The sequence below is a fragment of the Vibrio variabilis genome, assembly GCF_003263785.1.
In the GTDB taxonomy this organism is placed as follows: Bacteria; Pseudomonadota; Gammaproteobacteria; order Enterobacterales; family Vibrionaceae; genus Vibrio; species Vibrio variabilis.
In genome coordinates this window covers 1-26194 of sequence record NZ_JYJK01000061.1, presented here as the reverse complement: position 1 = coordinate 26194, position 26194 = coordinate 1, and the positions used below count along the sequence as shown (strand labels likewise).

20 protein-coding genes and 6 pseudogenes are annotated in these 26194 nt (G+C 46.0%); 15 read left to right on the top strand and 11 right to left on the bottom strand.

Annotation, left to right across the window (positions count from 1 at the left end; all coding sequences use genetic code 11):
- Positions 1 to 62: 62 nt before the first annotated feature.
- From TZ48_RS24895 to TZ48_RS08820, 3 genes are read right to left on the bottom strand one after another with little or no spacing between them, the layout of a single operon-like run.
- On the bottom strand, positions 63 to 485 hold the full coding sequence (locus TZ48_RS24895; protein ID WP_239670764.1) for a tyrosine-type recombinase/integrase: 423 nt from the start codon (positions 483 to 485) through the stop codon (positions 63 to 65).
- Positions 389 to 1201, bottom strand: a complete 813-nt coding sequence (locus TZ48_RS08825; protein ID WP_239670756.1) for a phage integrase Arm DNA-binding domain-containing protein — start codon at positions 1199 to 1201, stop codon at positions 389 to 391. The genes TZ48_RS24895 and TZ48_RS08825 overlap by 97 nt, the downstream gene beginning before the upstream one ends.
- Complete coding sequence (locus TZ48_RS08820) at positions 1191 to 1415, bottom strand: excisionase (protein ID WP_112478899.1); 225 nt, start codon at positions 1413 to 1415, stop codon at positions 1191 to 1193. Before TZ48_RS08820 ends, TZ48_RS08825 begins: the two co-directional genes overlap by 11 nt.
- A 953-nt stretch (positions 1416 to 2368) precedes the next feature.
- Between TZ48_RS08820 and TZ48_RS08815 the strand changes: the two genes are divergently transcribed.
- The 5 genes and pseudogenes from TZ48_RS08815 to TZ48_RS08785 all read left to right on the top strand — a co-directional run bounded on the left by TZ48_RS08815 (position 2369) and on the right by TZ48_RS08785 (position 7724).
- The gene (locus TZ48_RS08815; RefSeq protein WP_162674524.1) at positions 2369 to 3358 is read left to right on the top strand and encodes an integrase domain-containing protein; all 990 of its coding nucleotides are present in this window, start codon (positions 2369 to 2371) and stop codon (positions 3356 to 3358) included.
- A gap of 11 nt (positions 3359 to 3369) precedes the next feature.
- Positions 3370 to 3657: a hypothetical protein gene (locus tag TZ48_RS08810; protein WP_112478897.1), complete on the top strand. Its 288-nt coding sequence runs from the start codon at positions 3370 to 3372 to the stop codon at positions 3655 to 3657.
- 1448 nt (positions 3658 to 5105) lie between these two features.
- A pseudogene (locus TZ48_RS08795) lies at positions 5106 to 5647 on the top strand (recombinase family protein).
- Between the two features lie 326 nt (positions 5648 to 5973).
- Positions 5974 to 6576 carry a hypothetical protein gene (locus TZ48_RS08790; protein ID WP_112478894.1) on the top strand — a complete coding sequence of 201 codons (603 nt, stop codon included), beginning with the start codon at positions 5974 to 5976 and terminating at the stop codon, positions 6574 to 6576.
- Positions 6577 to 6638: 62 nt separating this feature from the next.
- A complete protein-coding gene (locus TZ48_RS08785; RefSeq protein WP_112478893.1) occupies positions 6639 to 7724 on the top strand; it encodes a HEPN domain-containing protein in 1086 nt (361 codons plus the stop codon).
- Between the two features lie 337 nt (positions 7725 to 8061).
- Here TZ48_RS08785 and tnpB read toward each other — a convergent pair whose 3' ends face one another.
- Entirely contained in the window at positions 8062 to 8199 is a 138-nt protein-coding gene (gene tnpB, locus TZ48_RS08780; RefSeq protein WP_239670763.1) for an IS66 family insertion sequence element accessory protein TnpB, read from the bottom strand.
- 5 nt (positions 8200 to 8204) lie between these two features.
- Positions 8205 to 8524, bottom strand: a pseudogene (tnpA, locus tag TZ48_RS08775) (IS66 family insertion sequence element accessory protein TnpA).
- A 205-nt stretch (positions 8525 to 8729) separates the two neighbouring features.
- On the opposite strand from tnpA, the gene TZ48_RS08770 reads away from it, so the two are divergent.
- Together TZ48_RS08770 and TZ48_RS08760 are read left to right on the top strand one after the other, a co-directional pair.
- Positions 8730 to 9611, top strand: coding sequence for a ParA family protein (locus TZ48_RS08770; protein ID WP_112478891.1), 882 nt, complete (start codon positions 8730 to 8732; stop codon positions 9609 to 9611).
- Between the two features lie 230 nt (positions 9612 to 9841).
- Positions 9842 to 10510 (top strand): RelA/SpoT domain-containing protein, encoded by a 669-nt coding sequence (locus tag TZ48_RS08760; RefSeq protein WP_112478889.1) that lies wholly within the window; start codon positions 9842 to 9844, stop codon positions 10508 to 10510.
- 287 nt (positions 10511 to 10797) lie between these two features.
- On the opposite strand, the gene TZ48_RS08755 is transcribed toward TZ48_RS08760, so the two are convergent.
- A complete protein-coding gene (locus TZ48_RS08755; RefSeq protein WP_112478888.1) occupies positions 10798 to 11325 on the bottom strand; it encodes a hypothetical protein in 528 nt (175 codons plus the stop codon).
- Positions 11326 to 11681: 356 nt separating this feature from the next.
- Here TZ48_RS08755 and TZ48_RS08750 point away from each other — a divergent pair, with 356 nt between their 5' ends.
- On the top strand, positions 11682 to 12149 hold the full coding sequence (locus TZ48_RS08750) for a low molecular weight protein-tyrosine-phosphatase (protein WP_112478887.1): 468 nt from the start codon (positions 11682 to 11684) through the stop codon (positions 12147 to 12149).
- 90 nt (positions 12150 to 12239) lie between these two features.
- On the opposite strand, the pseudogene TZ48_RS08745 reads toward TZ48_RS08750, so the two are convergent.
- From TZ48_RS08745 to sppA, 4 genes and pseudogenes are all read right to left on the bottom strand, one after another.
- Positions 12240 to 13447 (bottom strand): annotated as a pseudogene (locus tag TZ48_RS08745) (NupC/NupG family nucleoside CNT transporter).
- On the bottom strand, positions 13431 to 13562 hold the full coding sequence (locus TZ48_RS25805; RefSeq protein ID WP_275426426.1) for a hypothetical protein: 132 nt from the start codon (positions 13560 to 13562) through the stop codon (positions 13431 to 13433). Before TZ48_RS25805 ends, TZ48_RS08745 begins: the two are co-directional and overlap by 17 nt.
- Before the next feature lie 304 nt (positions 13563 to 13866).
- Entirely contained in the window at positions 13867 to 14880 is a 1014-nt protein-coding gene (gene ansA / locus TZ48_RS08740; protein WP_042499075.1) for an asparaginase, read from the bottom strand.
- 106 nt (positions 14881 to 14986) lie between these two features.
- Positions 14987 to 16840 carry a signal peptide peptidase SppA gene (gene sppA, locus TZ48_RS08735; protein WP_112478886.1) on the bottom strand — a complete coding sequence of 618 codons (1854 nt, stop codon included), beginning with the start codon at positions 16838 to 16840 and terminating at the stop codon, positions 14987 to 14989.
- A gap of 289 nt (positions 16841 to 17129) precedes the next feature.
- Here sppA and TZ48_RS08730 point away from each other — a divergent pair.
- From TZ48_RS08730 to TZ48_RS08720, 3 genes and pseudogenes are all read left to right on the top strand, one after another.
- Positions 17130 to 19133, top strand: a pseudogene (locus TZ48_RS08730) (2,4-dienoyl-CoA reductase FMN-binding domain-containing protein).
- Positions 19134 to 19312: 179 nt separating this feature from the next.
- Positions 19313 to 19861, top strand: a complete 549-nt coding sequence (locus TZ48_RS08725; protein WP_112478885.1) for an NAD(P)H nitroreductase — start codon at positions 19313 to 19315, stop codon at positions 19859 to 19861.
- Positions 19862 to 19989: 128 nt separating this feature from the next.
- A pseudogene (locus TZ48_RS08720) lies at positions 19990 to 21952 on the top strand (DNA topoisomerase III).
- 39 nt (positions 21953 to 21991) lie between these two features.
- Here the strand turns inward: TZ48_RS08720 and TZ48_RS08715 are convergent.
- A complete protein-coding gene (locus TZ48_RS08715; RefSeq protein ID WP_112478884.1) occupies positions 21992 to 22678 on the bottom strand; it encodes an SDR family oxidoreductase in 687 nt (228 codons plus the stop codon).
- 72 nt (positions 22679 to 22750) lie between these two features.
- On the opposite strand from TZ48_RS08715, the gene TZ48_RS08710 reads away from it, so the two are divergent.
- The 4 genes and pseudogenes from TZ48_RS08710 to TZ48_RS08695 all read left to right on the top strand — a co-directional run.
- On the top strand, positions 22751 to 23662 hold the full coding sequence (locus tag TZ48_RS08710; RefSeq protein ID WP_112478883.1) for a histone deacetylase family protein: 912 nt from the start codon (positions 22751 to 22753) through the stop codon (positions 23660 to 23662).
- Positions 23659 to 24156, top strand: a complete 498-nt coding sequence (locus TZ48_RS08705) for an NUDIX domain-containing protein (RefSeq protein WP_112478882.1) — start codon at positions 23659 to 23661, stop codon at positions 24154 to 24156. The genes TZ48_RS08710 and TZ48_RS08705 overlap by 4 nt, the downstream gene beginning before the upstream one ends.
- 78 nt (positions 24157 to 24234) lie before the next feature.
- A pseudogene (locus TZ48_RS08700) lies at positions 24235 to 24442 on the top strand (DUF2986 domain-containing protein).
- Between the two features lie 194 nt (positions 24443 to 24636).
- Positions 24637 to 26194, top strand: a 1558-nt coding sequence (locus TZ48_RS08695) for a PKD domain-containing protein (protein ID WP_112478881.1), incomplete at its 3' end; no start/stop codon positions are given.

Genomic DNA, 26194 nt, shown 5'->3' with positions numbered 1-26194 from the left:
ACTTCATGGAGTAGCTATAAACGTAACTTTATAACCAGAATTTACTGTTCGTGACAGCCGCCTCACTCACCCACCACAACATACTCACTACCTCGGTTATCCGAATACCTATCCGTCGTTCGGCGATCTTTATGACCAAGTAGCTTTTGGGTATCGACGCCTGCTTCGTGGTATGTGCGTTCGGCCAATGATCTTAGTTCATGAAAAGTAGGAGGGGTGCCTTCCCATTTTAGATTGGCTTTGTCTCGAGCTTCGGCAAACCTGCGAGTAACAGTGTTGACGTTGACCTTGTCGCCTGGTTTGGTGCTGTGTACTCGCGCTATATTGTGAACGAGATAGCGTGACACTATATCCGTCTTTCGGCACATCCCTATAATCTCAGCCAGCGTCATATCGAGAATTGGATTACGAAGGGTGAGGGGGAAGGCGAGTTTCGTTTTTTGCCCAGATTTACTTGTGGCAACGTAGAGTAGGCCTTCTTTAATGTCCGAGAACTTGAGGTTACAAATGTCCTCTCGACGCAGTCTGTCGTTAAAGCGAGAAGGGCGGCGTGATAGCAATAGACATGAGGTGAGTCTTTTAAGACGCGGTCGATTTGCTCCCAGTGAGATACGGTTAGACGTGCACGGCGAACATTGGTTTTTGGAGGCTTAGTGGCTAAGGCTGGGTTATAACCAGCATCAACCTCACCAGCATGTTGAGCCTCTTTGAAAACATCAATCCAAATAGACCTCAGAACTTGAGCCATTCGTGTTTTGCCTTCTCGTTTGTACTCATCAATGATGATGGCGAGAGTCTTTGTATCGAGCTCCCTGATAGCGACATGCTTACATCTGTCATTTAGGACTTTGATGCCACTTCTCCGTGTTTTGAAGGTAGCATCAACGATTTCACCAGTCTCAAGCCTTTCGGCTTGGATCTCCATGTATCGCTCACACCATTCACCAGTACTGATCCCCATTCGTTTTTTCTTGGCAGGATTAGCATTGAATATGTGGTGATATTGCTCGACTAACTGGGCAGCGATGAGTCGATTAAGCTCTGTTGCAACCTTAATCGCTGTTGTTCTGTCGGTTCCTAATCCATGAAATCTACCAGTTCGAGTATCTCGGTATTGGTAGTACGCCTTGCCATTTCGCCTATCAAATTTCTGATAGAGATTGGGAACGTTTAGATTGTGTGCTCTAGGTCTAGCTGCCATGACGGAAAATCCTAGCTACGACAGGGTCGGTGATTTCTATGGAGTCTGTTGAGCACAGGCCGACAAATACCGCTTTTTCATCGCACATCCACTTTCCGCCGAATTTGACCGGAGCAGGGTGTATCTGCTTTGTTTTTGCGTAGCTCGCCAACGTACTCGCACTTGGGGCAAAGCCAAACTCTTGGATTGCCCATTCCCGAATCGTAATATGCATAGTTCACTCCTGACCTTAGTTGTTGCCTGAGTCAGCCAATCGCCTTGCTGTAACCGACCATCATACCTTTGGGTTGAACCCAAAAAGTCCGTTTACTTACTTTTTCTAGATTAGCGAGGCCAAAATGGTGGCAATGGGATTAAGCAGCCAAAAACTTGTGATCAAACTAAACTACCTTGCATTTCCCTCATTCTCTGCTGAACTTTAATCATTCTAATGGCGATTCGGTTCACATAGTTATGTTGTTCCAATCTCCAGCACAGCTGGGTCGCTGCCAACGACTCTGATGTACAAATACATCACAACCCTCTCAGTCCTAGGGCAAAATGGGAGATAACCTTTATATGAGCAGGCTCATGTCACTGACCGCTGCTTCATCTAATTAGCACCCAATAATAATGTGTGCTACACACCCACGGGGCTCAAAGCCCGACCATAGATGCGCTTCGCATCTACCCGTATCGCCCGATACGCAGACAAATCAAACTAAATTGCTGCTCGAGGTTTCCTCGTGAAGAGGTGTGGTTCGAATATAGGAAAAAACATAGAGGCAACTTAAAGCGGTTCCTCGCATATGTAGTTTTTATCTTCTATTCAAGAACTAAGCAGCTAAACAACCCCATGTATCTAGGACGAAAAACGACGAATGTCGCTCTGAACAGGTGCAATAGGCAGCTAAATGACTCGCTTATCATGGTAAGCAAGTCCGCGATAGGGCGCTAAGCTGTGGGGCTAATACTAAACCTCGAAAAACAAAAAGGAGGCAGCGCTGCGCGACGTATTCGCGCGTGTAGGTGTTCACCTACCAATAACACTCACTATTACTGTTCCCTAGTCTCCATTCCGCAACCACTCAGGAGATTGGTATGTCCAAAAGAAATGAAGTTAGGTCTCGGCACCGGTTTGAGCGCGCTAATCCCAATGCTCGTAACTTTGGGCTCAGGGCGCGTTGCATGCTGAAAGCTGCGGAACACGCAATGGAGGAGCGACGCCTTGCTAGCGCATGCGGTTTTAGCTCGCGTCATCAGCAAGTAAAAAGGTTTGCGTTCTTTGTGCACTACATGCAAGAACGCTATCAGATTAAGGACATGCGCAGAGTAAGACGTGAGCATGTCGAAGGTTATGCAAAGCATTTGCGTACTGTAGCTAATAGCACTCAAAAGAGCGCGTCTTGGGCACAGAACCACTTGTCTGCCGTGAACACGATACTTTCGCAGGCGAGAGGCGACAGTGAATGTCGAGTCACTGGAACGGAAGCTCAGCTATCGAAGCGTGAGTTTGAATATGGCGTAGCTAAAGGCAGCTCTGATGAGGAATTTCAGAGCTTACAGAGGCTTTTGAGAGGAAGAGAGTTCAGCATAGCTTCGCTACAACGCGCGTTTGGGCTGAGATTTGAGGAGGCTGCGAAGCTCAATGCTCACCGAGCATTGCGAGAAGCGCAGCGGAATGAATACATTTCCATCACTGCTGGTACGAAAGGAGGTAAACCCAGGAGAGTTGACGTGTTTTGTGACTCTCAATATCAAGCCTTGGAATATGCGACTAAGTATCAAGGCGACCACAAATCGATGATCCCAAAAAATAGCAGCTACAAAAAGTATCGAAGCTTCTATTACCGACAAATAGGGAAAATCGGATATCGCACCCATACTCAGCGCCGTGAGTATGCAAGGACGCTATATGAACTGTTCTTTGCAAGACAGGGGCTCTCAGTGATTGCGCCAATCGACAGTCACTATGATAGAAAACAACAAGTTCGCACTATTGCCAATGAACTCTATTGTGTCCACCAGGACACGTTCAGTTGTTGCTGTGATGTTCATGTGAGAACTGTTCATGACTTCATTACAAAGGCATCGGAGCTAAATTTCCAAGCTCTTAGTTATATCTCAAAGCAACTAGGCCACGAGAGGGCAAGCATTGCGAAAGTGTACGTATATTAGGGGGAAACGCGATGAACAAAGCGATAGCTCAACTTGAAAAACATCTTCACCTTTATGTGCGCAGCGGAGGCAAAACAAGCCGAAAGCGACAGGCACAAAAAATGCGGATCGTAATAGGGTATATGGTCGAAAAAGAGAGGGTAAAAGGGCTCGAGCAGATAGGACGAAAACAAGTAAGTCGGTTTTATCGTGACAATCGTCATCTGGCACCTTCTACTCGCCGAGATTACTACTATGCAATTAACGTGATTTGGCGTCAGTTTCTGCAACGCGCATCGGAGCCACCAATCTTCAAGTGACATTTTGATGATTGCCGCAGGTTTACTAGAGGCCGAATATTCTCGATTGATACCCGGTTTTCGCTGTTTAAACTCTTAGTAGAGGGAGGGCGCGATATTGAACAGCTTATTTATGGTGGAGACTTTACCTCCAAATTTGGCGTTCGAGTTATTGAGCCAATACAGATCTCGCTTTAGTCCCACTTAAAGAAAAAAATCATAAGATATGTTACTGGAAGCGAAAGCAGAGAAAGTATTACATACCACCTATTAATTGCGCGTTCAGTTTTTGTGACTTCATTCCATTCCAACTTACCACCCACACAGAAAGCGAATCCAAAAAAAAACGCGCAAATAAGAAAAAATTCCATAAACCTAGGAAGGCTTAAGGGTATAGCTAACTTTTCACTAAAACTCGGAAAAGCCAATGTAATCAGAAAGCAAATGGTCGCTATGTTCTGAAAAAGTAGGTAAGCTGTAACTGCGATTGATTTAAAATTACTATCCGTATCACCATGTTTTTCAAAATACTGTTTGAATATTAGTTTATTCTTGTATAGGAACTTGATTTTCACTTGATAGTTTTCACGCTATGTTTTTATTAATTGTTAACTTCTTAAAGTCTTCGATTTCTAAAGCTTCACATAAGATATCAAAGTCTCGAATGTTGATAGAAATAAAAATAGGACTAATACCATTGATTTTTATGCAAATTTGCTCAAGTGAGTAGCCTCGAAAGCCATGTTCGCTGGTTACACGCGTCTTCGATTGTATGTCGCTTAGAAGAAACTCCTGGTAACGTCCATCATAAGTTCTAATCTTACAGACTTCACCTAATAGTCTTACTTCCAAAACGGTGTCTTTTTCATACTTTATTGAAAGTATGTTTAGGATAGCGAAAACACTACAAGTCATAATTAGCGTTGATGGGTTTTCTAATGTTTCATCTATACCTCGTGTTAGTATGAGTACGAATGAAATCAATAACCATGTCAGGCTCGTCCGAACTAATATTCTATGACGCCATGCCCAACTGTATGTGAATGTTTTCATTGTTTACCGTTTCAAGTATATGTGATCTTTTATCTAGGAGTATTTTCTTACCACAAAGACAATATGTGAACCTCTTTAATTCACATATTCTGAAGAAACATTTTGTATGTTAACGCGGAGCTGTGTTTCTTTGATTCGTCAAAAGCCAATGTAATTGACCCATGCTTCACGTCATTTGATACCAGTTTCCGCAACGCGTGTAGGAGCTGCCATTATTTGAGTGGCCGTTTAATGATTATCAGAAGTTCCCCAAGCGGCAAATACCGTCTAAAAGTGTGTCCAAAAAGGTGTACCTTTTCGGACTTCAGCAAAATGGCCAAATGGTAAGGTAATCACTGTACATTAAGTCGGCAAAACGCTTGCCGTACATGTCTTCATTTTTGTTGGGACTTATTGGACAGTTTCGAGGAGGGGTTATGTTGATTGGTTATGCTCGTGTCAGTAGTGATGAACAAGATTTGGGGGTCAGGTTGAACAGCTTACTCGTATCGGTTGTGAAAAGATCTATCAAGATAAAGCCAGTGGTAAGAGCGCGGAGCGTCAGGGATTAAAGCGGCTTCTTGAGTTTGCTAGGGAAGGGGACATTGTGCATGTCACCAAGGTAGACCGGATTGCCAGAAATACAATCGATGCGCTTGGCGTCGCCGATCAATTGAGCGCGCGGGGCGCAGGGCTCATTTGTCATGATTTGGGCGACCTAGATATAAACAGTGACGTGGGGCGCGTTATCTATACCACAATCGGTGCATTTGCAGAGATGGAGCGCTCAAGAATATTGCAGCGATGCAATGAAGGGAGGGAGCGAGCTAAACAGCAAGGGAAGCACCTTGGTCGTCACCCTGATTTGGCATTACATGAACGTATAAGGGAGTTAGCTATAAGCGGATGGAACAAACATGCTATTAGTCGTGAGCTCGCCTGTAGCCGTTCTACGGTTTATAAGGTGCTTTCTGGGTGAGTATAAACTTTGATGTGGTCACTAGGCTCTGGTCGTGATTGTGAGGCTTCTATGTCCGGCTGCTATAGTGTTGTGACGCGTTTTTGCCCCAAACCTTCACAGAACCTGTACACGGTACAACTGAGCAGTACACCAATAGACCAAGTTAATCTAATCCGTACTTTGTTCTCTTATACGGAACTTTTCTGTAATTCGACACCGCAACTATTTGCCGATTCACATAACAGGTTGATACTGGTTGAGTTTTATAATTAATGGCAGCAACATAGTCAGGATGCAAAGACGGAAAAGTCCGTCTATAAAGCGTTATACATCTTGGAGAAAATATGAGCCCTAGCGATATAGCAACGTTGGTATTTGGTGTTATTGGTGCTGTGGTCATTTTTGCCTATTACATGAACAGCGATAAATCGGTCTGTCGGAAGTGCCAAACGGTTATCAGTCACCAAAAGCAAAATAGATACAGCATACAAGAAGGCGGTAAATCCTATGCACTTTGTAAAAAATGCTATAACACAATTCAAAAACTGGAAGCGCTGAAGGCACAAGAGTGTTCATGCTGTCAAAAAGCCTTCAGCACTCGAATGAAAATCTGTGAATGGCAAGGTGTATCAGATACTTACTATTTGTGCGTATCGTGTAATAAGAAAGCCAATACGCGAGTTAGACAGTCATTTACACTTAATGAGCTACTCCCATCCACTTTCATTCGAGGGTGTTCGAAGTATTTTACATTCGAGGAGCTAGTTGAAGCTTCAAGTGTGAAAATTATCTCTCAATCAGACTTTAATTCTCCCAAGTGGGATTCTTTTATTGCAGAACAAACTACGTTCTCTAGTTGGGCTGAAATGGCCTCTGTAGCAGAATCTCAAATGTTAAGTAGAGAGAGCGATAAAGTCATCAGTGAGCTATGTGGTCACAATGTATAACAAATAAGGATAAGTGTAGCCTAGCCGACACTTTATCTGGTTGTTATAGCAATTAGGAAACTATGAGTAAATTTAGAAGTGATACAACTATTACGCGTTTTTTAATTTCAACTCCATCAAGGTTTGTTGGTGAGAGTGAATCAGAAACGTATTTATTGACTCATGCCCGTGAGAATCATCGGCTTGATCTCTATCGTCCTAATCCAACTGAAAGCAGTTACCGACAGTACCTTGAGTTGACAGTTTCTACTCCTGAGGAGCAGAGGGATACCATAGTTATTCCGGATTACTCCCATGTTGCAGAAAATTTCTGTATTGCTTTATCAGTTTTGTTCGGGAAGCGTTTTGATAGTCATGGTTTACTTCTACAACATGGACGTCCGTATGTACCAAGTTCAAAGCTTGGAGGTGAACGTTACAATAAAGCACTAGCCTTTAATAGCTTAAAGGAAAGGTGTGATTTTCGGCTAGAATTAAACTTGCAAAATGTTGAGAAAATTATAGCAATTGTTCATGGTGTTAGTGAGAGTAAACAGGAAGTTCAGGATGCATTTTTGTATGCTGGCAAATTCTATTTAGATGCTCTGCGTGAAATGGAAATTAATCCTGAAGTTGCTTTTATTAGTTTAGTCACATCTTGTGAAATTTTGGCTGCTCAGCAGGACTATGATATTGAATCCCTTTTAGATGATGAGATTCGTTCTTTACTTAACAAAATTGAATTAGGTCTTGATGATGGTGACAAAGTAGCAAGACAAATTAAAAAAAGGTTATCTGGCATTTCAGAAAAATTCTGTTTGCTAGTAACAGAACACATAGATGAAGACTTTTTCTCTGAAACCGAGTCTTTATCACCTAGTAATCAATTAACGTCTGAAAACTTTAAATCTAGGTTAAAGGCTGCATATAGCATACGAAGTACATATGTTCATGCTGGAAAATTCATGAGTAACTGGTTTTCTGTTAACCATTTAAATCAGAATGAAGAAATTATTTCAGGTAATCCAGTAATTGAAGATGTAGCAATGAAAAGACATGTAAAACGTTCACCTACTATTTTAGGGTTAGAGCGGATAGTTCGATATGTATTAATAAAGTACCTTATAAAAAATGAGATGATTGATGCTATTTCATCATCTGATAAATAGCTATAACAAACGACTATGGCACAGTTTGACTTACTTTAAATAACCCGCAAACAGCCAAATTAGCAATCTCACTGAAACAGTTTTGTCCAAAAGTTTCACAGTTAGCACTTCGTAACTCAGAAGTGCCCCTTTCTGTGCTAATAACCCAAATCCAAATCCGGTCATTCCTGCGAAGGCAGGAATCTACTGACAGCGCCCAATGAATCATATCGTCAACTCCGCAAACAGAGTGACGAGGCTAGCTTATTTTTGCCCCTAAATGTGTTTCGTTTAGTTGCAACTGACAGAGCAACGATCCGAGTTTGTACCAGCTTTTGTAATCTGAAAGTGGCTACGGCTAACAGGCCTTATCAAATAAGGAGCCAGAGCCTAGAGGCAAGTTGGTCTCAGATTCAATGATGGCAGCGAGGCCATTAATCGACTTACGGAAGTCGACAGCCTCTCGATACAGGTAGATGTTCGGCGCACTTAGCATTCTTTTCACGATAGTGCTCCGATCAACTCCGCGACATAAGAAGCTGGCGTGCCCGGCGGTATTCTGAGTTCAGCCTCCCGCAAAGAGAGTATCATATTCGCTACTGGCGTATGTACTAATTGATAGTGGGTGGGCTTTTCGACTAGCTGTGCTTTAACGAAACAGCTGTTTTGGTTGGGGCTAATTTGCTGTAGTAGTTGTCGCTTGGCGAAAAGGTTGAAGGACTGAGATTGTTCTGCTCACAAAAGGCGCGTTGAGTGAGTTCTCTTGCTTCGTATTGCTCGAATAATGCATGCCATTCCTGGTCACTGCGTCGTTTTGCCATGACCTTACCTCCGTGTTGGTGAAATAAGATCATAATTGGAGACTGAGGTTATTAGAATGCGGTGTTTATAGGGCGCTTACTCTCGATTAGAGCAGAAGCATAAAGATCTAGTGGTGAATCACATGTCTTAAAGGGGATATATGCAATCCGTTTGGTTTTTTGTGATACTTTACCAGTAAAATAAAACAGTTAGGCAGGATGCAACATGAAATCAATATCGATCTTCAACAATAAAGGTGGGGTTGGAAAGTCAACGCTCACATATCATCTAGGGTATGCTCTCTCTGAGATGGGTGTAAAAACACTCATGATTGATTTAGACCCACAATCTAACCTTAGTCTTTTCGCTTTGAGTGATGAACAAATCGAAGACATTTGGGATAAAGAAGATGAGTTTATTGAAGATTATGAAAAGGCTAAACGCAGTATTAGTGAACCAGAGTTCAAAGCTGTACATGGTTCCCCGCGCTCAGTTCACTATATATTGAAGCCTTCCGAGGACGGTCAATCTGAAGAGGAAGAGCTTCCGCCAAGCGTTGATATAAATGAGCATTTATCTCTTATTCCCGGCCGTCTCACTCTCCACCTTTTTGAAAACAAGCTTTCAAAACAATGGAGTGAAGCGTTTCTCGGTGAACCACAAGCCTTACGTGTAGTTACTGCGATTAGACGTATCAGTCGTAAGTACGCCGAAAAATATGGCTTTGAGGTTGTTCTAATCGATACATCTCCTAGTCTCGGTATCTTAAATAAAGTGATTATTTCTAATACTGACGGCTTTTTGATCCCCTGCGCTCCTGATATGTTTTCCGGTTACGGTATTAAAAACATCGGTAATGCCCTGGGAATATGGAAGAGAGATTTTGATACGATGATGTCTCTTCTACCAGAATCCAAAAAGGAAAACTTGCCGAAAGAGTTTGTTAAGTTGTTGGGTTACACAATATACAACGCAAAAAAACGAGACGATGCAGCGAACGCCCTCAAAATAGCCAAAGCGCACTTCAATTGGCTAATAAATTACCCGACAAAATTGTGGATTACATCCCGAAAGCTTGCTATTCCCCTATCACAGAAGAGGAAATAAGAGAGTTTATTGGTGGTAATTCGATCATTTATGGCCATGCTACGATGCCAGCATACGCCCAAAAGTACAAACAACCAATGTGGCTTTTACCTACATCAGGAGAGGTAACTGATCCAAAAGACAAAAGCACAATCCAAGGTAGAAGGGAACAATATACTGAAACTCAAGAAGGCTATATCAATTTTGCGAATTCTTTGCTGGCTCGCCTAGAACGAATTGGGAGAAGCTAAATGAGTAATGAAAGTGCTATTGCTGTTGTTCGATCTAAAGTTCACGAATATCAGATTTTTGCTGAAAGGATTCTGTCTTACATAAACCATAACCCAGTTTTGAGAGATAACGTACATAGTTACAAATATAGAGTGAAAGATCTCACTCATTTGGATGCAAAAATCTCTCGCAAAAATGAGGTACTTCAAGGAAAGGGAGAGGAGTTAATTTCTTCAGAGAACATTCTGCAAAAGGTCACTGATATATCTGGGATTAGAATTCTTCACCTACATCAAGGACAACTAGAGCACATTCACCGTACGTTTCAGGAATATCTTGAGAAAGGTGATATTTTTCTGTACGAACAACCGAAGGCTTACACGTGGGATCCCGAGTACGGAGAGCTCTTTCGTAGTCTAGGAATGGATGTTCGACAGAAAGATAGCTTCTACACTAGTGTTCACTATGTCTTCAAAGCAAGCGAACACAGTGACGTTACTTGTGAGGTGCAGGTAAGAACCCTTTTTGAGGAAGTTTGGGGAGAGTTAGACCACACGGTAAACTATCCAACAGAGACAGACAGCCTTGCTATAAAAGAGCAATTAAAAGTATTCGCTCGTATAGTAGGAGCTGGTACCAGAATGTCACACTCAATTTTTAAGTTAATTGATATGGAAGCTGGCAATTAAACTGAGTTTTGCTGCAAGGAGTGATGGATCGCGCAGCTTCTCGTTTGTATTCTGGCTCATATAAGTCTTGAAAGAGTGTATACGCCCATGAACCCACAGGGTATAGTGGCTGAATGAATTTAGCCACTACACTAGAGGTTTGCAATACATTAGCTAATCCGTTAACTGCTAATTTAGCGAAAGCTGTAGCTCATTTATGTCCACTTTCAGTTAGCCTCAAAACCACAGCTAACTCGAAAGCTCCCAGCCCTCACTCTCAACGCCTAAACCGCCTCAACAACGAACCCCTACGAAAACATGTCGTCATCCAATCCCGAGCTGAAGCTATCGTCAAAACTGCCATCGCAACTATTATCAAAGCCTGTACTAACGAATTCGTCAGAGTCGTGATCAGTACATGAACTAGAATCAGCTTCAAAAGCGCTATCAGCAGTACTTGAGGAGGTATCGTCTGGGTACGTGCTCTGAGACAGACTGTCGTAGCCATACGGATTTCCCATAGTATCCAGCCCGCTAATACCTCCAACCATTGGAAGGCCTGTTGCTGGGTTAATGACGGTGTTTTCATCATCGACATGAGATTGGTTGGTAAAGTCCATCGATGCAAAATCGGTGTCGTTAGTTGGCTCATACGAGTTGCTATCGACCGAGCTTTGAGTTTGGTCTTGGTAAAATACCCAGTTTGGTTCATAGTTTGACTCCTTGGTGTTAACGCCAGGTTCGATCGTGCTTCCGATAGCTTCGTAACTGCGCATTTTGGCTACCAAAAACAAACCAAAGATGACTAAAGCCAGTAAAGTAAAAATGCCGCTCATACTTCCTCCCCTTGCTTGGATTGAGATAAGTTGGAGAACACTCTGCTCCTTTCATTGCTGATGCTAACACCCGGCCAAACCCCAAGAGTCCGTTTGGTGATTACTTTTTGCTCTTCAAGATAAATAAAACTGACAAGCAGCCGTGTGAACACGCTTAATTTTATAATGTGTTTATTTTTCAATGGCTTATGTTGAAATCAGTTTGTTAGGATGGTTTTCACATCGATGCTGAATGGTCATTTTGAGGGCAGATTCGCTCCAAAATCCCTCCAAAACTATTCACAAGTACCTGATTTATCGACTAAAATTTTTTGTATCTTTGACATGAAAATTGGCCGAAATTAGGTGTTAACTCTATGAATAATAAAAAGAAACCATCGATTCTCGTTGTATGCATGGGCAACATTTGCCGCTCGCCTACAGGGGAAGCCGTGCTTCGTGCGCGTGCTGAGCAAAGTGGTGTATCGGTGACGATAGACTCGGCGGGTACGATTGGTTATCACCAAGGGAATACGCCAGACCCAAGGTCGAGAAAAGCGGGAGAGGCGAGGGGCTACTCGTTTGCTGGCATCCGAGCACGGCAGGTGACGGATGATGACTTTGAAGTGTTTGATATTATTTTGGCGGCGGATAGAGATAATTTGGCCGATCTAAAACAGCGTTGCCCTGCGCACTTGCAATACAAGTTGTCGCTTTTTCTGAGCCATGGCTCATCGAGTCACACTGAGATACCGGATCCTTATTATGGCGGTGAACAAGGGTTTGAGTTAGTGTTGGATTTGATTGAGGACGCATCGGATAGCGTCTTGGCAAAGTTTGTTTAGGGTGGCTGTTTACTATCAATACCAAGCGGGGATCTGACACCTTATTTGAGCCTGAGGTATCAGTTCCCCTAGTTGTACGGTGGTTATGCTTTATAGCATAAAGAACAGGCCAGCAAGGCAAGCACTCATTAGGTTCGCAAGTGTACCGGCAAGAACGGCTTTAATGCCAAGCTTGCCACATCTGAGCGACGTTCCGGCGCCATAGAGGCAATGGCACCAATTTGAATCGCGATCGAAGAGATGTTCGCGAATCCACAAAGGGCAAAGGTAACGATGACTTGAGATTTGTCCGACAGCATGGCTTTTGCTTCTACAAAGTCGATGAAGGCAACAAACTCATTCAAAATCACTTTCTGGCCGATAAATGAACCCGCGGTTAACACTTCACTCGATTCCACGCCAATCAACCAAGCCACTGGAGCGAACACATAACCAAACAGTAGCTCTAACGTGACCCCTTCGCCGCCAAACCAGCCCGTGATAGATTCAATTGCCGCGTTAAGCATCGCAATCACACTGATGAAAGCAACAAGCATAGTACCGACCGCAACCGCGACTCTCATGCCGTTCATTGCGCCAGCAGCGAGGGCATCAATGATGTTGCTTTGCTTGCTGTCATCGAGTTCGATATCGCTGTAGTCAGACGGTGTTTGCTGCTCTGGTACCAGTAGCTTGGCCATCATTAACGAGCCAGGCGCTGCCATAAAGCTTGCGGCGATGAGGTACTTAAGTTCAACACCCAGTCCTGCGTAACCACCAAGTACACTTCCTGCGACCGATGCCATGCCACCGGCCATCACGGCAAATAGCTCTGAGCGTGTCATTGTGCCGAGAAATGGACGAATAAGCAGTGGTGATTCACTTTGCGATAAGAAAATGTTGCCCGTCGCCACTAATGACTCCGCTTTACTGGTGCCAAGGAACTTTTGTAGGCCGCCGCCGATAACGCGAATCGCCAGTTGCATGATGCCAAGGTAGTAAAGCGCGGCAATCAGCGCGCTGATAACCACAATGATAGGCAGTACGCGAATGGCGAACACAAAGCCGTTGGTGGCTAAGTCGCCAAATAGGAACTGAATACCGCGGTCAGAGAAACCAAGGACAGTCGCAACGCCGCTGCTCATGGCGCCGAGAATATCTTTGCCTAGTGGAAATGCGAGAACAAACGCTGCGACTAGTGATTGTAGAAGTAGGGCGCGAAGTACCGTGTTCCAATTGATCGCTGAACGTTTTTCAGAGAACAGGTATGCGATAGCAATGAGCGAAACGATGCCGACTAGGCTAAGCAGGATAGAGATCATTGGGCAGCGCTCCAAACATGGTAATGGTGGAAGAGCCAAAGTGATACCAAGAAGCCGACAGAGACGGACGAGGAAACCACGTGGTGTGGTAGGTGTTGAATAAAATTGTCATTGAGTAACCTTTACAAGCTGTGAAATAAGCTGGTCCGATTCCTTGGGGTCATTCACAGTTCCATGGTGACGGCTTGTATTGGTTGTGTTCAGGTTTTCACCTGACAAACGGCGCGGGAGTATATAGAAATAAATACGGATTGCACGTGCAAAACAGAGCTTGGGTGTTTGTTTGGTTAAAAAGTAATCGCCCTAACTTTTTTTGATAAAGTCGCTGTAATGAAGTGAAGGTCAAAGAAAAGCCGCAGTGATATATCGCTGCGGCTATAAAAGTTTAGGGTGAATCTTAGGGTGTTGCCTAAAGGCTATTTGCTCATTTCACCGCGCAGTACTTCCAGCATTTGCGCTTTCACCTGTTCATAACTGAGGTTTTGGCTCAGCAGATAGTGCAGCTTGGCAAGCGCGGCTTCCGGTGTCATATCGAAACCGCTAATCACGCCGGCATCAGCGAGTGCACAGCCAGTCGCGTAACCGCCCATGTTAACTTTACCCGCCAAACACTGAGTTAAGTTGACCACTAATACGCCGCGCTCTGACGCTTCTTTCAGGTGTGCTAAAAGCTCTGGGTTTTGCGGTGCATTACCCACACCAAAGGTCAACAAAATCATTGCATTAACAGGTTGCAGCAAGGTATTGCGGATCACTTCGTGGGAAATGCCTGGGTACATGGTGATAACGCCAATAGGCTGTGGCGTGATGTCATGTACCTTGAACTTACCTTCCGGCTGTTTGTTGATTTCCACACCGCTGCTCAATTGGATATTAATCCCAGCTTCTAGCAGAGGTTGCAGGTTTGGTGAGGTGAAGGCATTAAAGCCATCCGCGTGTGACTTTGTGCTGCGGTTACCGCGCATCAGCTGGTTATTGAAAAACAGCGTCACTTCGTTGATTGGATAGTTGGCTGCGATGTGAAGCGCATTCAGCAAGTTTGCCTGACCATCAGAGCGCAGCTCAGCTAGTGGGATCTGCGAGCCTGTCACAATCACAGGTTTGCCAAGATTTTCTAGCATGAACGACAATGCCGAAGCAGTGTACGCCATGGTGTCGGTACCATGAAGAATGACGAAACCGTCGTAGTTGTCGTAGTTGTCTCGAATGTCGTCGGCGATCTGTTGCCAGTCTGCAGGCGTCATGTCAGAAGAGTCGATGAGCGGCTCGTATTCATGAATAGTGAACTCTGGCATCTCAGGGCGATGGAATTCTGGCATGCTCGCCAGTTGCTTTTCCATAAAGCCCGCGACAGGAATGTAACCATGATCGGACTTTTGCATGCCGATAGTGCCGCCAGTATAGGCGATATAGATGTGTTTACGCGTCATGACAGACATTACTTTGAAACTGGGAACAGGTGGGGCGATTATAACCAAATCAAACAAAAGAGCCACCGATTGGTGGCTCTAAAGTCAGGTTTTGCAGAGTTATCCGCTATTGAACATTACAGGTCAAACAGAGAACGTAGTGGCCTTTCGGATCGTTAAAACTCTCCATAATGCTTGCATGCTGCTGAAGCTCTGTGGCAACAGGCAATAGGCTTTGCGGAACCCAAGCTGAAATATCAAGCCCTAGACTAACTTTCACTTGCTTCATGAGATCCTGTACAAACTGCTGTGCAGGGCTCAGTGGCTCTTCTACCCAGTACACGTCGTAATCTTCTAAGTTAGCCAGCTCTGCGGCGCGCGCGATGGCATCGTCAAAGTCACCTATTCGGTCAACAAGGCCGTGGTCTAGCGCATCTTGTCCTGTCCATACACGGCCTTGAGCGACGTTGTCGACTTCCGTCTGGCTCATGTTGCGGTTATCAGATACTAGGGTGATAAAGCGTTTATAACCGTGCTCAATGCCCATCTGGAAGGCAGCAGATGCACCTTCATTGATGCCACGTGTTACGCCAACACCTGAGAACGGTGAAGTGCCCACGCCATCTGTATTGACGCCAATGTTGTTGAGCCCTTTTTCAAATGTCGTAATCACGCTAAAGATACCAATTGAGCCTGTGATGGTTGTTGGCTGCGCCATGATTTCATTCGCGCTCATTGAGATCCAGTAGCCGCCAGATGCAGCAACGCTCGACATCGATACCACAACAGGTTTGCCAGCATCTTTCAGTGCTTGAACTTCATTGCGAATCACTTCAGAAGCGAAAGCACTACCGCCAGGGCTATCTACACGCAGCACAACCGATTTTACGCTATCATCTTCGCGAGCTTGTTTAAGCAGCGATGCAATGGTATCACCGCCAATAGTGCCTCGTGGCTGTTCGCCATCCATGATTGAACCACTTGCAACCACAACGGCAATTTGGTTGTCAGGCTCTGTTGGCATATCAAATGGTACGCTTGCTAGATACTCGTAATAACTCACGGCATTAAAGCCACCGTCACCATCGCTGCCAAAGGCTTCGATCATGGCTTCGTTGACTTGTGGCTTAGTCACTAGCTCGTCAACTAACCCGAGTTCTTTAGATAGGGCAGCAAGGTCACCATCGACGTTTTTCAGCGATGCTAAGAAATCGTCCATGCTCGGCGTGAGTATGCTTGGCTCAATTTCGCGGTTTGCTGCAACATCATCGACATACGCGTCCCACAGTTGAGTTACCCAGCGAGTTGCGTTGGCTTTCGCATCTTCAGACATGTCATCACGAAGGAATGGCTCGACTGCAGATTTGTAGGTACCCACGCGGAACACGTGTGTGGTGACGTCGAGCTTTTCAAGCAAGGTCTTAAAGTACATTGAGTATGCACTGTAACCACGGATCAACACTGCGCCATCTGGGGCAAGGTAGACCTTGTCGGCGTAGCTGGCGAGGTAGTACTGGCTTTGATTGTAAAACGCGCCATAGGCATAAACCGGTTTGCCTGTCGCTTTGAACTCGTTGATAGCTTTAGCGATGTAACGCAGCTTGGTTAGGCTGGTTTCTGGCATTTCTCGCAGTGAGAGAACCAGTCCTGTGACTTTTTGATCTTGAGAGGCATGGCGGATGGTGTCGACAATATCAAAGACCACGTTCTCTTTTGGCAGTTCTTGGCCAAACAGAGATCCAGTGAACGAGTCCATTGGGTTAACGTAGGTGCTTTGTTCAACAATAGGACCAGACAGGTTCATCACCAGTGCGGTGGCTTTTTTCTCGACCGCTGGTGGCGCGTCGCTTTGGGTAAGCGTAAAGTACAGTGTGGCGAGCACCGCAAAGAAAAACAGATTCACAATGGCGAGGCGAGTGAAGTTAATCAGCTTCCAAATGCCTTTGAAAATCATACCTATAAAACGAAATACTTTTTTCATCATCTCTCCACATCACAAATGTGAGTGTTTATGTCCTTTAACATCAATTACTAGTGTAGCGCTGAGGTTAACAATTCGCAGTATCAATTGTGTAATTGTACGTATGTGACGCTGACTTCTATCAGCTTGGGGGTTAACTGAATATAAATTAGAGACTTACCATACTAGATGAAGTTCAAAGAATCAGAAAGTTTTTCTGTTTATGTTGTAAGAATGTAAACGCTAGTTTGATTTTTTAACCTTTCCATAATATTCTGGTCAGACCACAACAACAATAAATGGATCTGCCATGTACCCGAACTTACTTAAGCCACTGGATTTAGGATTTACTCAACTTAGAAACCGAGTGCTGATGGGATCAATGCACACTGGTCTTGAAGAGCATAAAGAAGGTCTACACAAGCTTGCTGCGTTCTACGAGGAGCGTGCAAAAGGTGGAGTTGGGTTAATAGTAACAGGCGGTTTCGCGCCTAACCTTCGTGGTCGCCTCGCCCCATTTGCTGCAGAGTTTAAGTAAACCAAAGCATGCGAAAGCACATAAAGTGGTCACAGAAGCAGTTCATAAACATGGCGGTAAAATCGCACTGCAAATTCTTCACGCAGGGCGATATGGCTATCATCCTTTCTCTCAAAGTGCCTCCAAAATCAAATCACCGATCACGCCATTTGCTCCGAGTGAAATGAGCAGTCGTCAGATCTGGAAAACCATCGACGCTTACGCCAACAGTGCCTCTTTGGCGCGAGAAGCGGGTTATGACGGCGTTGAGATCATGGGCTCAGAAGGTTACTTCATTAACCAATTCATCTGTAAGCGTACCAATGTACGTTACGATGAGTGGGGTGGCAGTTATGACAATCGCATTCGTTTACCATTAGAAATAGTCAAAGCGGTTCGAGCGGCTGTCGGAGAAGATTTCATTATTATCTTCCGTCTCTCGATGCTGGATCTCGTTGAGCAGGGCAGCACCTTTGACGAAGTCATTCAACTGGGCAAAGCGCTTGAGCAAGCGGGCGTGACCATCATTAATACCGGTATTGGTTGGCACGAAGCAAAAGTACCGACTATCGCCACCCAAGTGCCACGCGTGCATTCACTTGGGTAACCGAGAAAATTCGCCCACACCTTTCTATCCCGGTCATCACGACCAACAGAATTAATACCCCGGATGAAGCGGAACGCATTCTTTCATCTGGGCACGCTGATATGGTTTCCATGGCGCGACCTTTCCTCGCCGATCCTAACTTTGTTGCCAAAGCTGAGCAGGGTGAAGCTCACCTCATCAACACTTGTATCGGCTGTAACCAAGCTTGTCTGGATAACGCATTCAAAGGTAAGCGAGCAACGTGTTTGGTGAATCCGCAGGCGTGTTATGAAACAGACTTGATCATTAAGAAGACGGTGAACAGCAAAAATATCGCGGTTGTTGGCGCAGGGCCTGCCGGATTGGCTTGTGCCACTATGCTGGCCGAAAAAGGGCACTCGGTTGATTTGTTTGAGAAAAACGATCGCATCGGTGGTCAGTTCCGACTTGCTATGCAGATCCCAGGTAAAGAGGAGTTCAGAGAAACCATCCGTTACTTTGCCAACCGAATCGCTCAGACTGGCGTTAAGCTGCACCTCGAAACCGAAGCGACGGCGGATCTACTCAAAGAATACGATGAAGTAGTGATGGCAACAGGCGTTAAACCACGTATGCCGAAGCTAGAAGGTATCGATAATGCAGATAAAGTCATCGATTACCAAACGGTGATTCGTGACAAAACTTACCTCGGTGAGAATGTTGCTATCATGGGTGCTGGCGGTATCGGTATTGATATCGCCAGCATGATTACCGAGCCACACGGGCAAACACTGGATGATTGGCTACACGACTGGGGCATTGATAAAAACATCGAACACCCTGGTGGCTTGTACCCGTTCCCTGACTCGACCACTGAGACCAATGTCTGGGTGATGCAGCGCAAAGAAGGCCGCGTCGGCAAAGGTCCAGGTAAAACCACAGGTTGGATCCACAAAAAGACCCTTGAGAAGCGCGGCGTCCACTTACTTGGCGGCGTCACCTACAACAAGATTGATGCTGAAGGTTTGCATATCACGGTGAAAGGGGAGTCGAAGCTCATCTCCGCAGACAAAGTGGTGATTTGTGCTGGTCAAGAGTCGGTGAAGCCGTTTGAAGACCAATGGCCGGAGTTTGGTGACAAACTGCATGTGATTGGCGGTGCGGATTATGCGGGTGAACTTGATGCCGTGCGAGCAATTCGACAAGGCGTTGAGTTGGCTGCCAAGTTATAGACCCAAATAAACAGACAGAGACATAGGTAGAGTCCAAACCGAAAAACTGGGCTGACGTGCTAGTCGCTCCACAACTGGCACGTCAATCCAGAGCTACTAAATGAGATCTGTTCTCATTTTTGATGCGTAAAGGTTAACGTTTTGTTATTATAGCGAAACGATAATAAGAGGTATGTGTTATGGATGCTTTAGACCTGTTGCTCAACCGGCGCTCAATAGCCAAACTTTCCGATCCCGCACCAGAAGGGGTTGCTCTAGAAAACATCATTAAAGCGGGACTACGCGCTCCCGATCATGCTGGATTGACGCCTTGGAGATTCGTTCTCGCGCAAGGAGAAGGTCGCCAAAAACTTGCCAATATTCTCGCCAATGCGGCCACACTTGCGGGTAGTGAGCCTGCAGTGATAGAAAAAGCACAAAAAGCGCCGTTTCGCGCTCCACTGGTGATCACGGTTATCGCCAAGGTGACACCTCATGAAAAAGTGCCTGCGTTTGAGCAGCACTTGTCTGCGGGCTGCGCGGTGCAAGCGATGCAGATGGCTGCAGTCGCACAAGGTTTCCAAGCGTTTTGGCGTTCGGGAAAATGGATGTTTGATGATTCTGTCCGTCAGGCTTTTGAGCTTGAAGGCGATGATCAAATTGTTGGTTTTCTCTATGTCGGCACCCCTGGCTGTACGCCAATGAAAGTGCCAGAGCGTGAGCTAGGCAAATTTGTACAGTTTTTATAACAGCGGTTTTCTATAACAGCCGCTTTTGTAACTGATAAGGATTAACTGGCTATTTATACAGTTTTTTCTTGATTCGCAAAGGTAAGCTTAGTTAAGCTTACCTTTATTTTTTCGACTCATTTCATTTTATGACGCGTCTCTTCATTGCAGAAAAACCCAGCCTTGGCCGTGCGATCGCCGCCGCCTTACCTAACCCCCAGAAAAAGGGGATGGGTTTATTCAATGTGGTAACGGTGATGTCGTCACTTGGTGTATTGGTCACTTGCTAGAGCAAGTTGAGCCAGACGCTTATGATGAGCGTTACAAAAAATGGAACCTCGCCGATCTTCCGATTGTGCCCGACCAGTGGCAGTTAAGGCCGAGAAAAAGTGCCTCCAAGCAGCTTACGGCCGTTAAGAAGTTACTTAAAACCGCGACGCAAATCGTCAACGCCGGTGACCCAGATAGAGAAGGGCAACTGCTGGTGGATGAAGTTATCGACTACTGCAAAGTCCCTAAATCTAAGAAGGAGACCGCTCAGCGCCTGCTGATCAGTGACCTTAACTTACCTGCGGTCAAAAAAGCGCTCAATAGCATGCGTATGAACGCGAGTTTGTGCCTTTATCTGTCTCTGCTTTGGCGCGTTCACGGGCTGATTGGCTCTATGGCATGAACATGTCCCGAGCGTACACTTTGCTTGGCCAAAAGGCCGGCTATCAGGGCGTACTGTCAGTGGGACGTGTGCAAACGCCAGTATTGGGGTTGGTGGTTCGTCGTGATGAAGAGATTGAGAACTTTGTTCCTCGTGATTATTTTACGTTGCACGCCTTGATCCCATACCAAGACAACGGCCCCGCATTTGACATTCGCGCCAAATGGCGGCCGAGCGAAGCGTGTAAGCCATGGCAAGATGAAGAAGGACGCGTTCTCAATCGTAAGCTAGTCGAGAACGTGGCGCAGCGTATTCAAGGCCAGCCAGCTAAGGTCGTTAAGTCAGAGCACAAGTCGACCAAACAAAACGCGCCGCTGCCGTATTCGCTGTCGGCGCTGCAAATTGATGCGGCGAAACGCTACAACATGAGCGCGCAACAGGTATTAGATGTGTGTCAGGCGTTGTATGAGAAGCACAAGCTGATTACTTACCCACGTTCAGATAACCGCTACCTTCCTAAAGATCATTTCTATCAGGCTAATGACGTGCTGGCGGCGATTAAAAACAACAGCCAAGAGTATTCCACGGCTGTCGATGGCGCAGACAGCAGTCGTAAATCTAAAGCGTGGAATGACAGTAAAGTCGATGCCCACCACGCGATTATTCCAACGCCTAAAAAGACCAGCATGGTGCTCTCTGGGTTTGAAGAAAAAGTCTACGGCTTGATTGCACGTCAGTATGTGATGCAGTTTTATCCTGCCGCCGTGTATGCCGAAGCCATGTTGGAGTTCGATATTCAAGGTGGCCAGTTCGTTGCAAAGGGCAAGCGTCTGCAAGAGCCTGGATGGCGAGTACTGCTGGGCAACAGTGCTACTGATCAAGAAGAAGGGGTAGACGCCGTACCACCGCTTGAAGTCGGCACTGTTCTTACTTGTCGTGACGGCCAAATTGGCGAGAAGAAAACGGAGCCACCACGTCACTTTACCGAAGCCACTTTACTGCAAGCGATGACCGGTATCAGCCGTTTCGTTGAAGATAAGTCACTGAAAAAAATCTTGCGTGATACCGACGGTATCGGCACGGAAGCGACTCGCGCAGGCATTCTAGATACGCTGTTTAAACGCCAGCTGCTGAACCGTCAGGGTAAGTCTGTGATGTCAACGCCAGCAGGTCGGGGCCTTATTCACGCATTGCCTGATGAGTCAACGTATCCTGATATGACGGCGCATTGGGAGTTTCAGCTTCAAGGCATGGCGGAAAAGACTCAATCGTATGGGCCTTTCATGTCGGACTTGAACGTGAAGCTGGATCAGTTAATGGGGCAGGTGAAAACAGGCCCAGTGCCAGAGTCGCTGCGTAATCTACCGAAAGTGGAAAAGCCAGCCTTCAAAAAGTACAAAAAGCGCCGCTCTGCAGGTAGCTCAACGGGTAAGCGTCGTAGCAAACCGAAAGCGAGCTAATCAAGTGCTCGCTCCTTGAGCTTTTCCTTGTGAATTGAGCTACCAAGGTAGCTCGTCACCTTCAAAGTTTAAAAACCTACCCGAATCATCCAGCGATGCACCTTGGATCACCTTGTACAAACCGCTGGCTGAAACCGAGGTAGAAATAAGCGCATTTGGCCCACCCATCTCGGTTTGTACCCAACCAGGGTGCAGCGCTAGTACGGTAAAACCTTGTGAAGTGAGATCGTTACTCAAACTTTTCACCACCGAGTTCAGCGCTGCTTTCGATGAGCGATAGATATAACCACCACCGGAGGTGTTTTCTGTCATGCTGCCGACTTTCGACGATAAACAGGCAATGATTTTCACCGACGAGTTGATGAGTTTTGGATACAGCATCTCAGTCAGTTTAAGTGGTGCGATGCTGTTGATTTCAAATACTTTGCGCCATTCATCAACATCGGTATTACCGAAGCCGTAGCCTTTCGGGCCATAGTAACCTGCGTTATTGATGAAGATGTCGATGTCCGGCAGCGTTTGTACTAATTTTGCTACCGAGCCGTAATCAGTCACATCTAGCGAGTGTGTGGCAAGGTTCGATTCGCTTACTTCCAGAGAAAGCAGTTCGTGAGCGGAGCTGGCGCTGCGGTAGGTGGCATGAACCCTAAAGCCGGACTCTAAGTACTTTTTGGTCAAAGCGAGGCCGATACCTCGATTGGCTCCAGTTATGAAGACGGTTTTCATGTTGTTCTCCTAGCGCTACTATGTTTTCGTAACATCTTTTTGTGTCATAGATTTAACTGAGAATAGAATACTTTGATTCCACTCATCTATCATCCTATTTACTCCACGCTGCCATTGCCTGATGGGCATCGTTATCCAATTCGTAAATATGAGCTGCTCTATGAGGCGGTCGCTGAGCGCTATTCCAACTCGTCGCTGTTTCGATTTGTCGAGCCTCAAGCGCTTAGCGTGGATGATATTAAACAGACCCATTGCCATATTTATACTGATAACTTGGTGTCGGGACACTTGCCCGCTGCGAAGATGCGCCGTATTGGTTTTCCGTGGAGTGAGCGTCTTATTGAACGCACGTTGACTTCAACGGGTGGCACGGTACTGGCGGTTAAAGAGGCACTCGAAAATGGCTTAGCCATTCACTTAAGTGGTGGTTATCACCATGCCCATTTTGATTATGGCAGTGGTTTTTGCCTGTTCAATGATTTGGCGGTCGCCGCGCGGCACGCGACTTCGCAAGGTGTAGATAAGGTACTGATCATCGATAGCGATGTGCACCACGGTGACGGCACAGCATCACTGATGGCACAAAACTCGCAAATCATCACACTCTCACTGCACTGTGATAAAAACTTCCCGGCGCGAAAACCCGATTCTGATTTCGACGTACCATTTTCTAAAGGTGCTGAGGATGACGACTTTTTGCCAAGCTTCAAGCAGGTGGTGCAGTTCGCCCTCGATATCCATCAGCCAGATTTGGTGATCTTTGATGCCGGCGTTGATATCCACCAAGATGATGAGCTTGGTTTCTTGAATGTCACCCTTGATGGCATACGTGAACGAGATCGCTGGATGCTCGCTATTTGTCAGGAACGCGCGATTCCAATCGCATGTGTGATTGGTGGTGGTTATCGCACTAATCACGCCGACTTAGTGCCAATTCACATGTCGCTCATAGAAGCAGCGGCTGGGTTAAAGGAGTTAACATGAAACATCGCATTCGCGCCGCTGGGATAGCGGTTAACGACAATCGCATTTTAATGCTGCGCGTACAAGATCCTTACTCCGGCGAATACTGGATCCCACCAGGTGGCGGTTTTGAGGTTGGGGATGTCAGTACTAAGCAAAGCCTGGTTCGCGAGTTCAAAGAGGAAACGAACCTAGATGTCGATGTTGGCGAGTTAATCTGTGTGCGTGAGTTTTATGAGACTTCGGCAGAGCGCTACCATGTTGAGCTGTTTTATCATATTCGTGATTGGCAAGGTGAGCCAGGGCTTGGAAATCTCGTGGGGCTTAACGATGAAAGCTATATTCAAGAAGTGAAATGGCTTGCAATTGATGAACTGTCGTCCTTAAAAGTTTTTCCAGCAAATTTAGCGCAAGATGTGCTGCCTATCATTGAAGAGCGGCGCTTTGCCACGCACCTTGGCAGCTATGTTCAAGGTAAAGGGGATGAAATTAATGTTCTCGATGGCGAGTCATAGTGCTTAGCAGTGGATTAACATTCAAGAGAGCGCTATCATGCGCAGCCCATGAAAACCCGCTAGAGAATAGAGCCGTTTATGAACAGAAAGAAGAAGGTCATCCAGATCCTGAAAGCGAAAAGCGAAAAAAGGCAACGCCAAAAAGCAGAAAAGTAACAAGCCGCGCTATATCTCAAAAGCTGAGCGCGCCAAAATGGAAGCGGAGCAAGCGGTGAGTTCTGAGCAAGCTGAAGCGGTTGAAACTTTAGAGACAGCAGAAACTACTGCTGAAAATGAGGCAAAGTAGCGCTCAATAGAGTGAGTTGTATGGCTGAGTTCACAGGACGTGTTGCCCGAGCAACATATCAGTTGCTAAAGAGCTCATATCAACTCGTAAAACCTCATACTCACCACCAAATCGTCCGCTAGGTTCCAATAAGCCTGACTACTGTGAATGAGTAACACCTAGGTGTTTAATTCATTCAAAGTAAGGAACCTTTCATGGATCGACCACTATCTGGTTCGCGCTTGCCTATTTGGCAAGGGGTGAGCCTAGCGCTAGCTGCGTCTAGCTTGAGTTTTTCTTCCCTCGCACTGGTTAATGGCCAAACGGAACTGCCCAGTGTCTCCAGCATCAGCACAATAAATCACAGCCTAAGCGTGAGTTCTGAACCAACAGAATCGACTCTCGTGACGTCTGAAGTGTTTCGTTTTTCTGAGCCGGGTGCGAGTTTTATCAAAGTACATTTTAGCGATGTAGTATTGCCTGAAGGCGCTGCGATTGAAGTCGTGAGCAGTGACGGCAGTGAGCGCTATGTTTACAGTGCGCAGCACAACACCCCGATGACAATTGAGAGTAGTCAAGGTGATGATGGTGTAACGCAATTCTCTGCCATGTCGATAGCCGGTGATGCGGTTGAAGTGATGCTGATAGGTGAGGGCAGTGCGGTCATTGACTACATACAAGTTGGCTTACCCCAAGGTCAACTTGAAGAGGTGATTAACGCCAGTCCTTCTGGAGAAGAATCGATTTGTGGCTCGGACAATAAGCAAGCGGTTGCGTGTTTTGACAATCAATACGGAAAAGAGGTAGCGCACAGTAAACCGGTCGCGCGCATTCTCATCGGTGGTCGAAGTTTATGTACCGCTTGGCGAGTAGGCCCAAATAACCACATGATGACCAATAATCACTGTATTGAGTCGGCGAGTGAGGCTGCTAATACCGAAGTATGGTTTAACTACCAGCTCAGTCAATGTGGCGGTAGTCGAGGAACTGTAGTGAAGGTACAAGCCGACAAGCTATTGGAAACGGGCTACGACCTGGACTTTAGTCTGTTTACCGTCAAAAACTTTTCAACCATTCAATCGTTTGGTTATCTTGGTCTCGACCCAAGAATTCCAAGCTTACTGGAGACCATATACATTCCTCAGCATCCTGGCGGTCGTTTGAAAGAGCTTGGCATAGAAACAGATAGCGGTGCACGTTGCGTGGTAGACAGACCCGTGACCAACGGTCGAGGTAGTAACACGGATTCTGGTTATCTTTGTGATACCGAAGGCGGCTCGTCGGGATCACCGGTACTGGCCGCGAGCAGTCACCGTGTGGTTGCCTTGCACCATTTGGGTGGCTGCTACAACAAAGGCGCTCATATTAGCAAAATTTGGCCTTTGGTTTCCTCACACTTTCCGGCTGGCGTCCCTACGAGTAATGTCGGCAGCCCATCGGGCGGTAATCAGGCTCCGATCGCTCAAATGGATGTGAACTGCATTGCGCTCTCTTGCCAGTTTAACGCCAATCAATCCAGTGACTCTGATGGCAATATTGCCAATTACAGTTGGCGATTTGGTGATGGGGCAAGCAGTCAGGGCGTAAGCGCTAGCCATAGCTATGTCTCTTCGGGACAATACACTGTGACGCTAACTGTTACCGACAATCAAGGTTCGTCAGACACTGCTACTCAGGTGGTTAGCGTACAAAACGGCTCTAGTGGTACTTGTGGTGCTCTAACTTCGTGGTCGGCCTCTCAAACTTATTTGGGCGGTGATAACGTGCAGCATC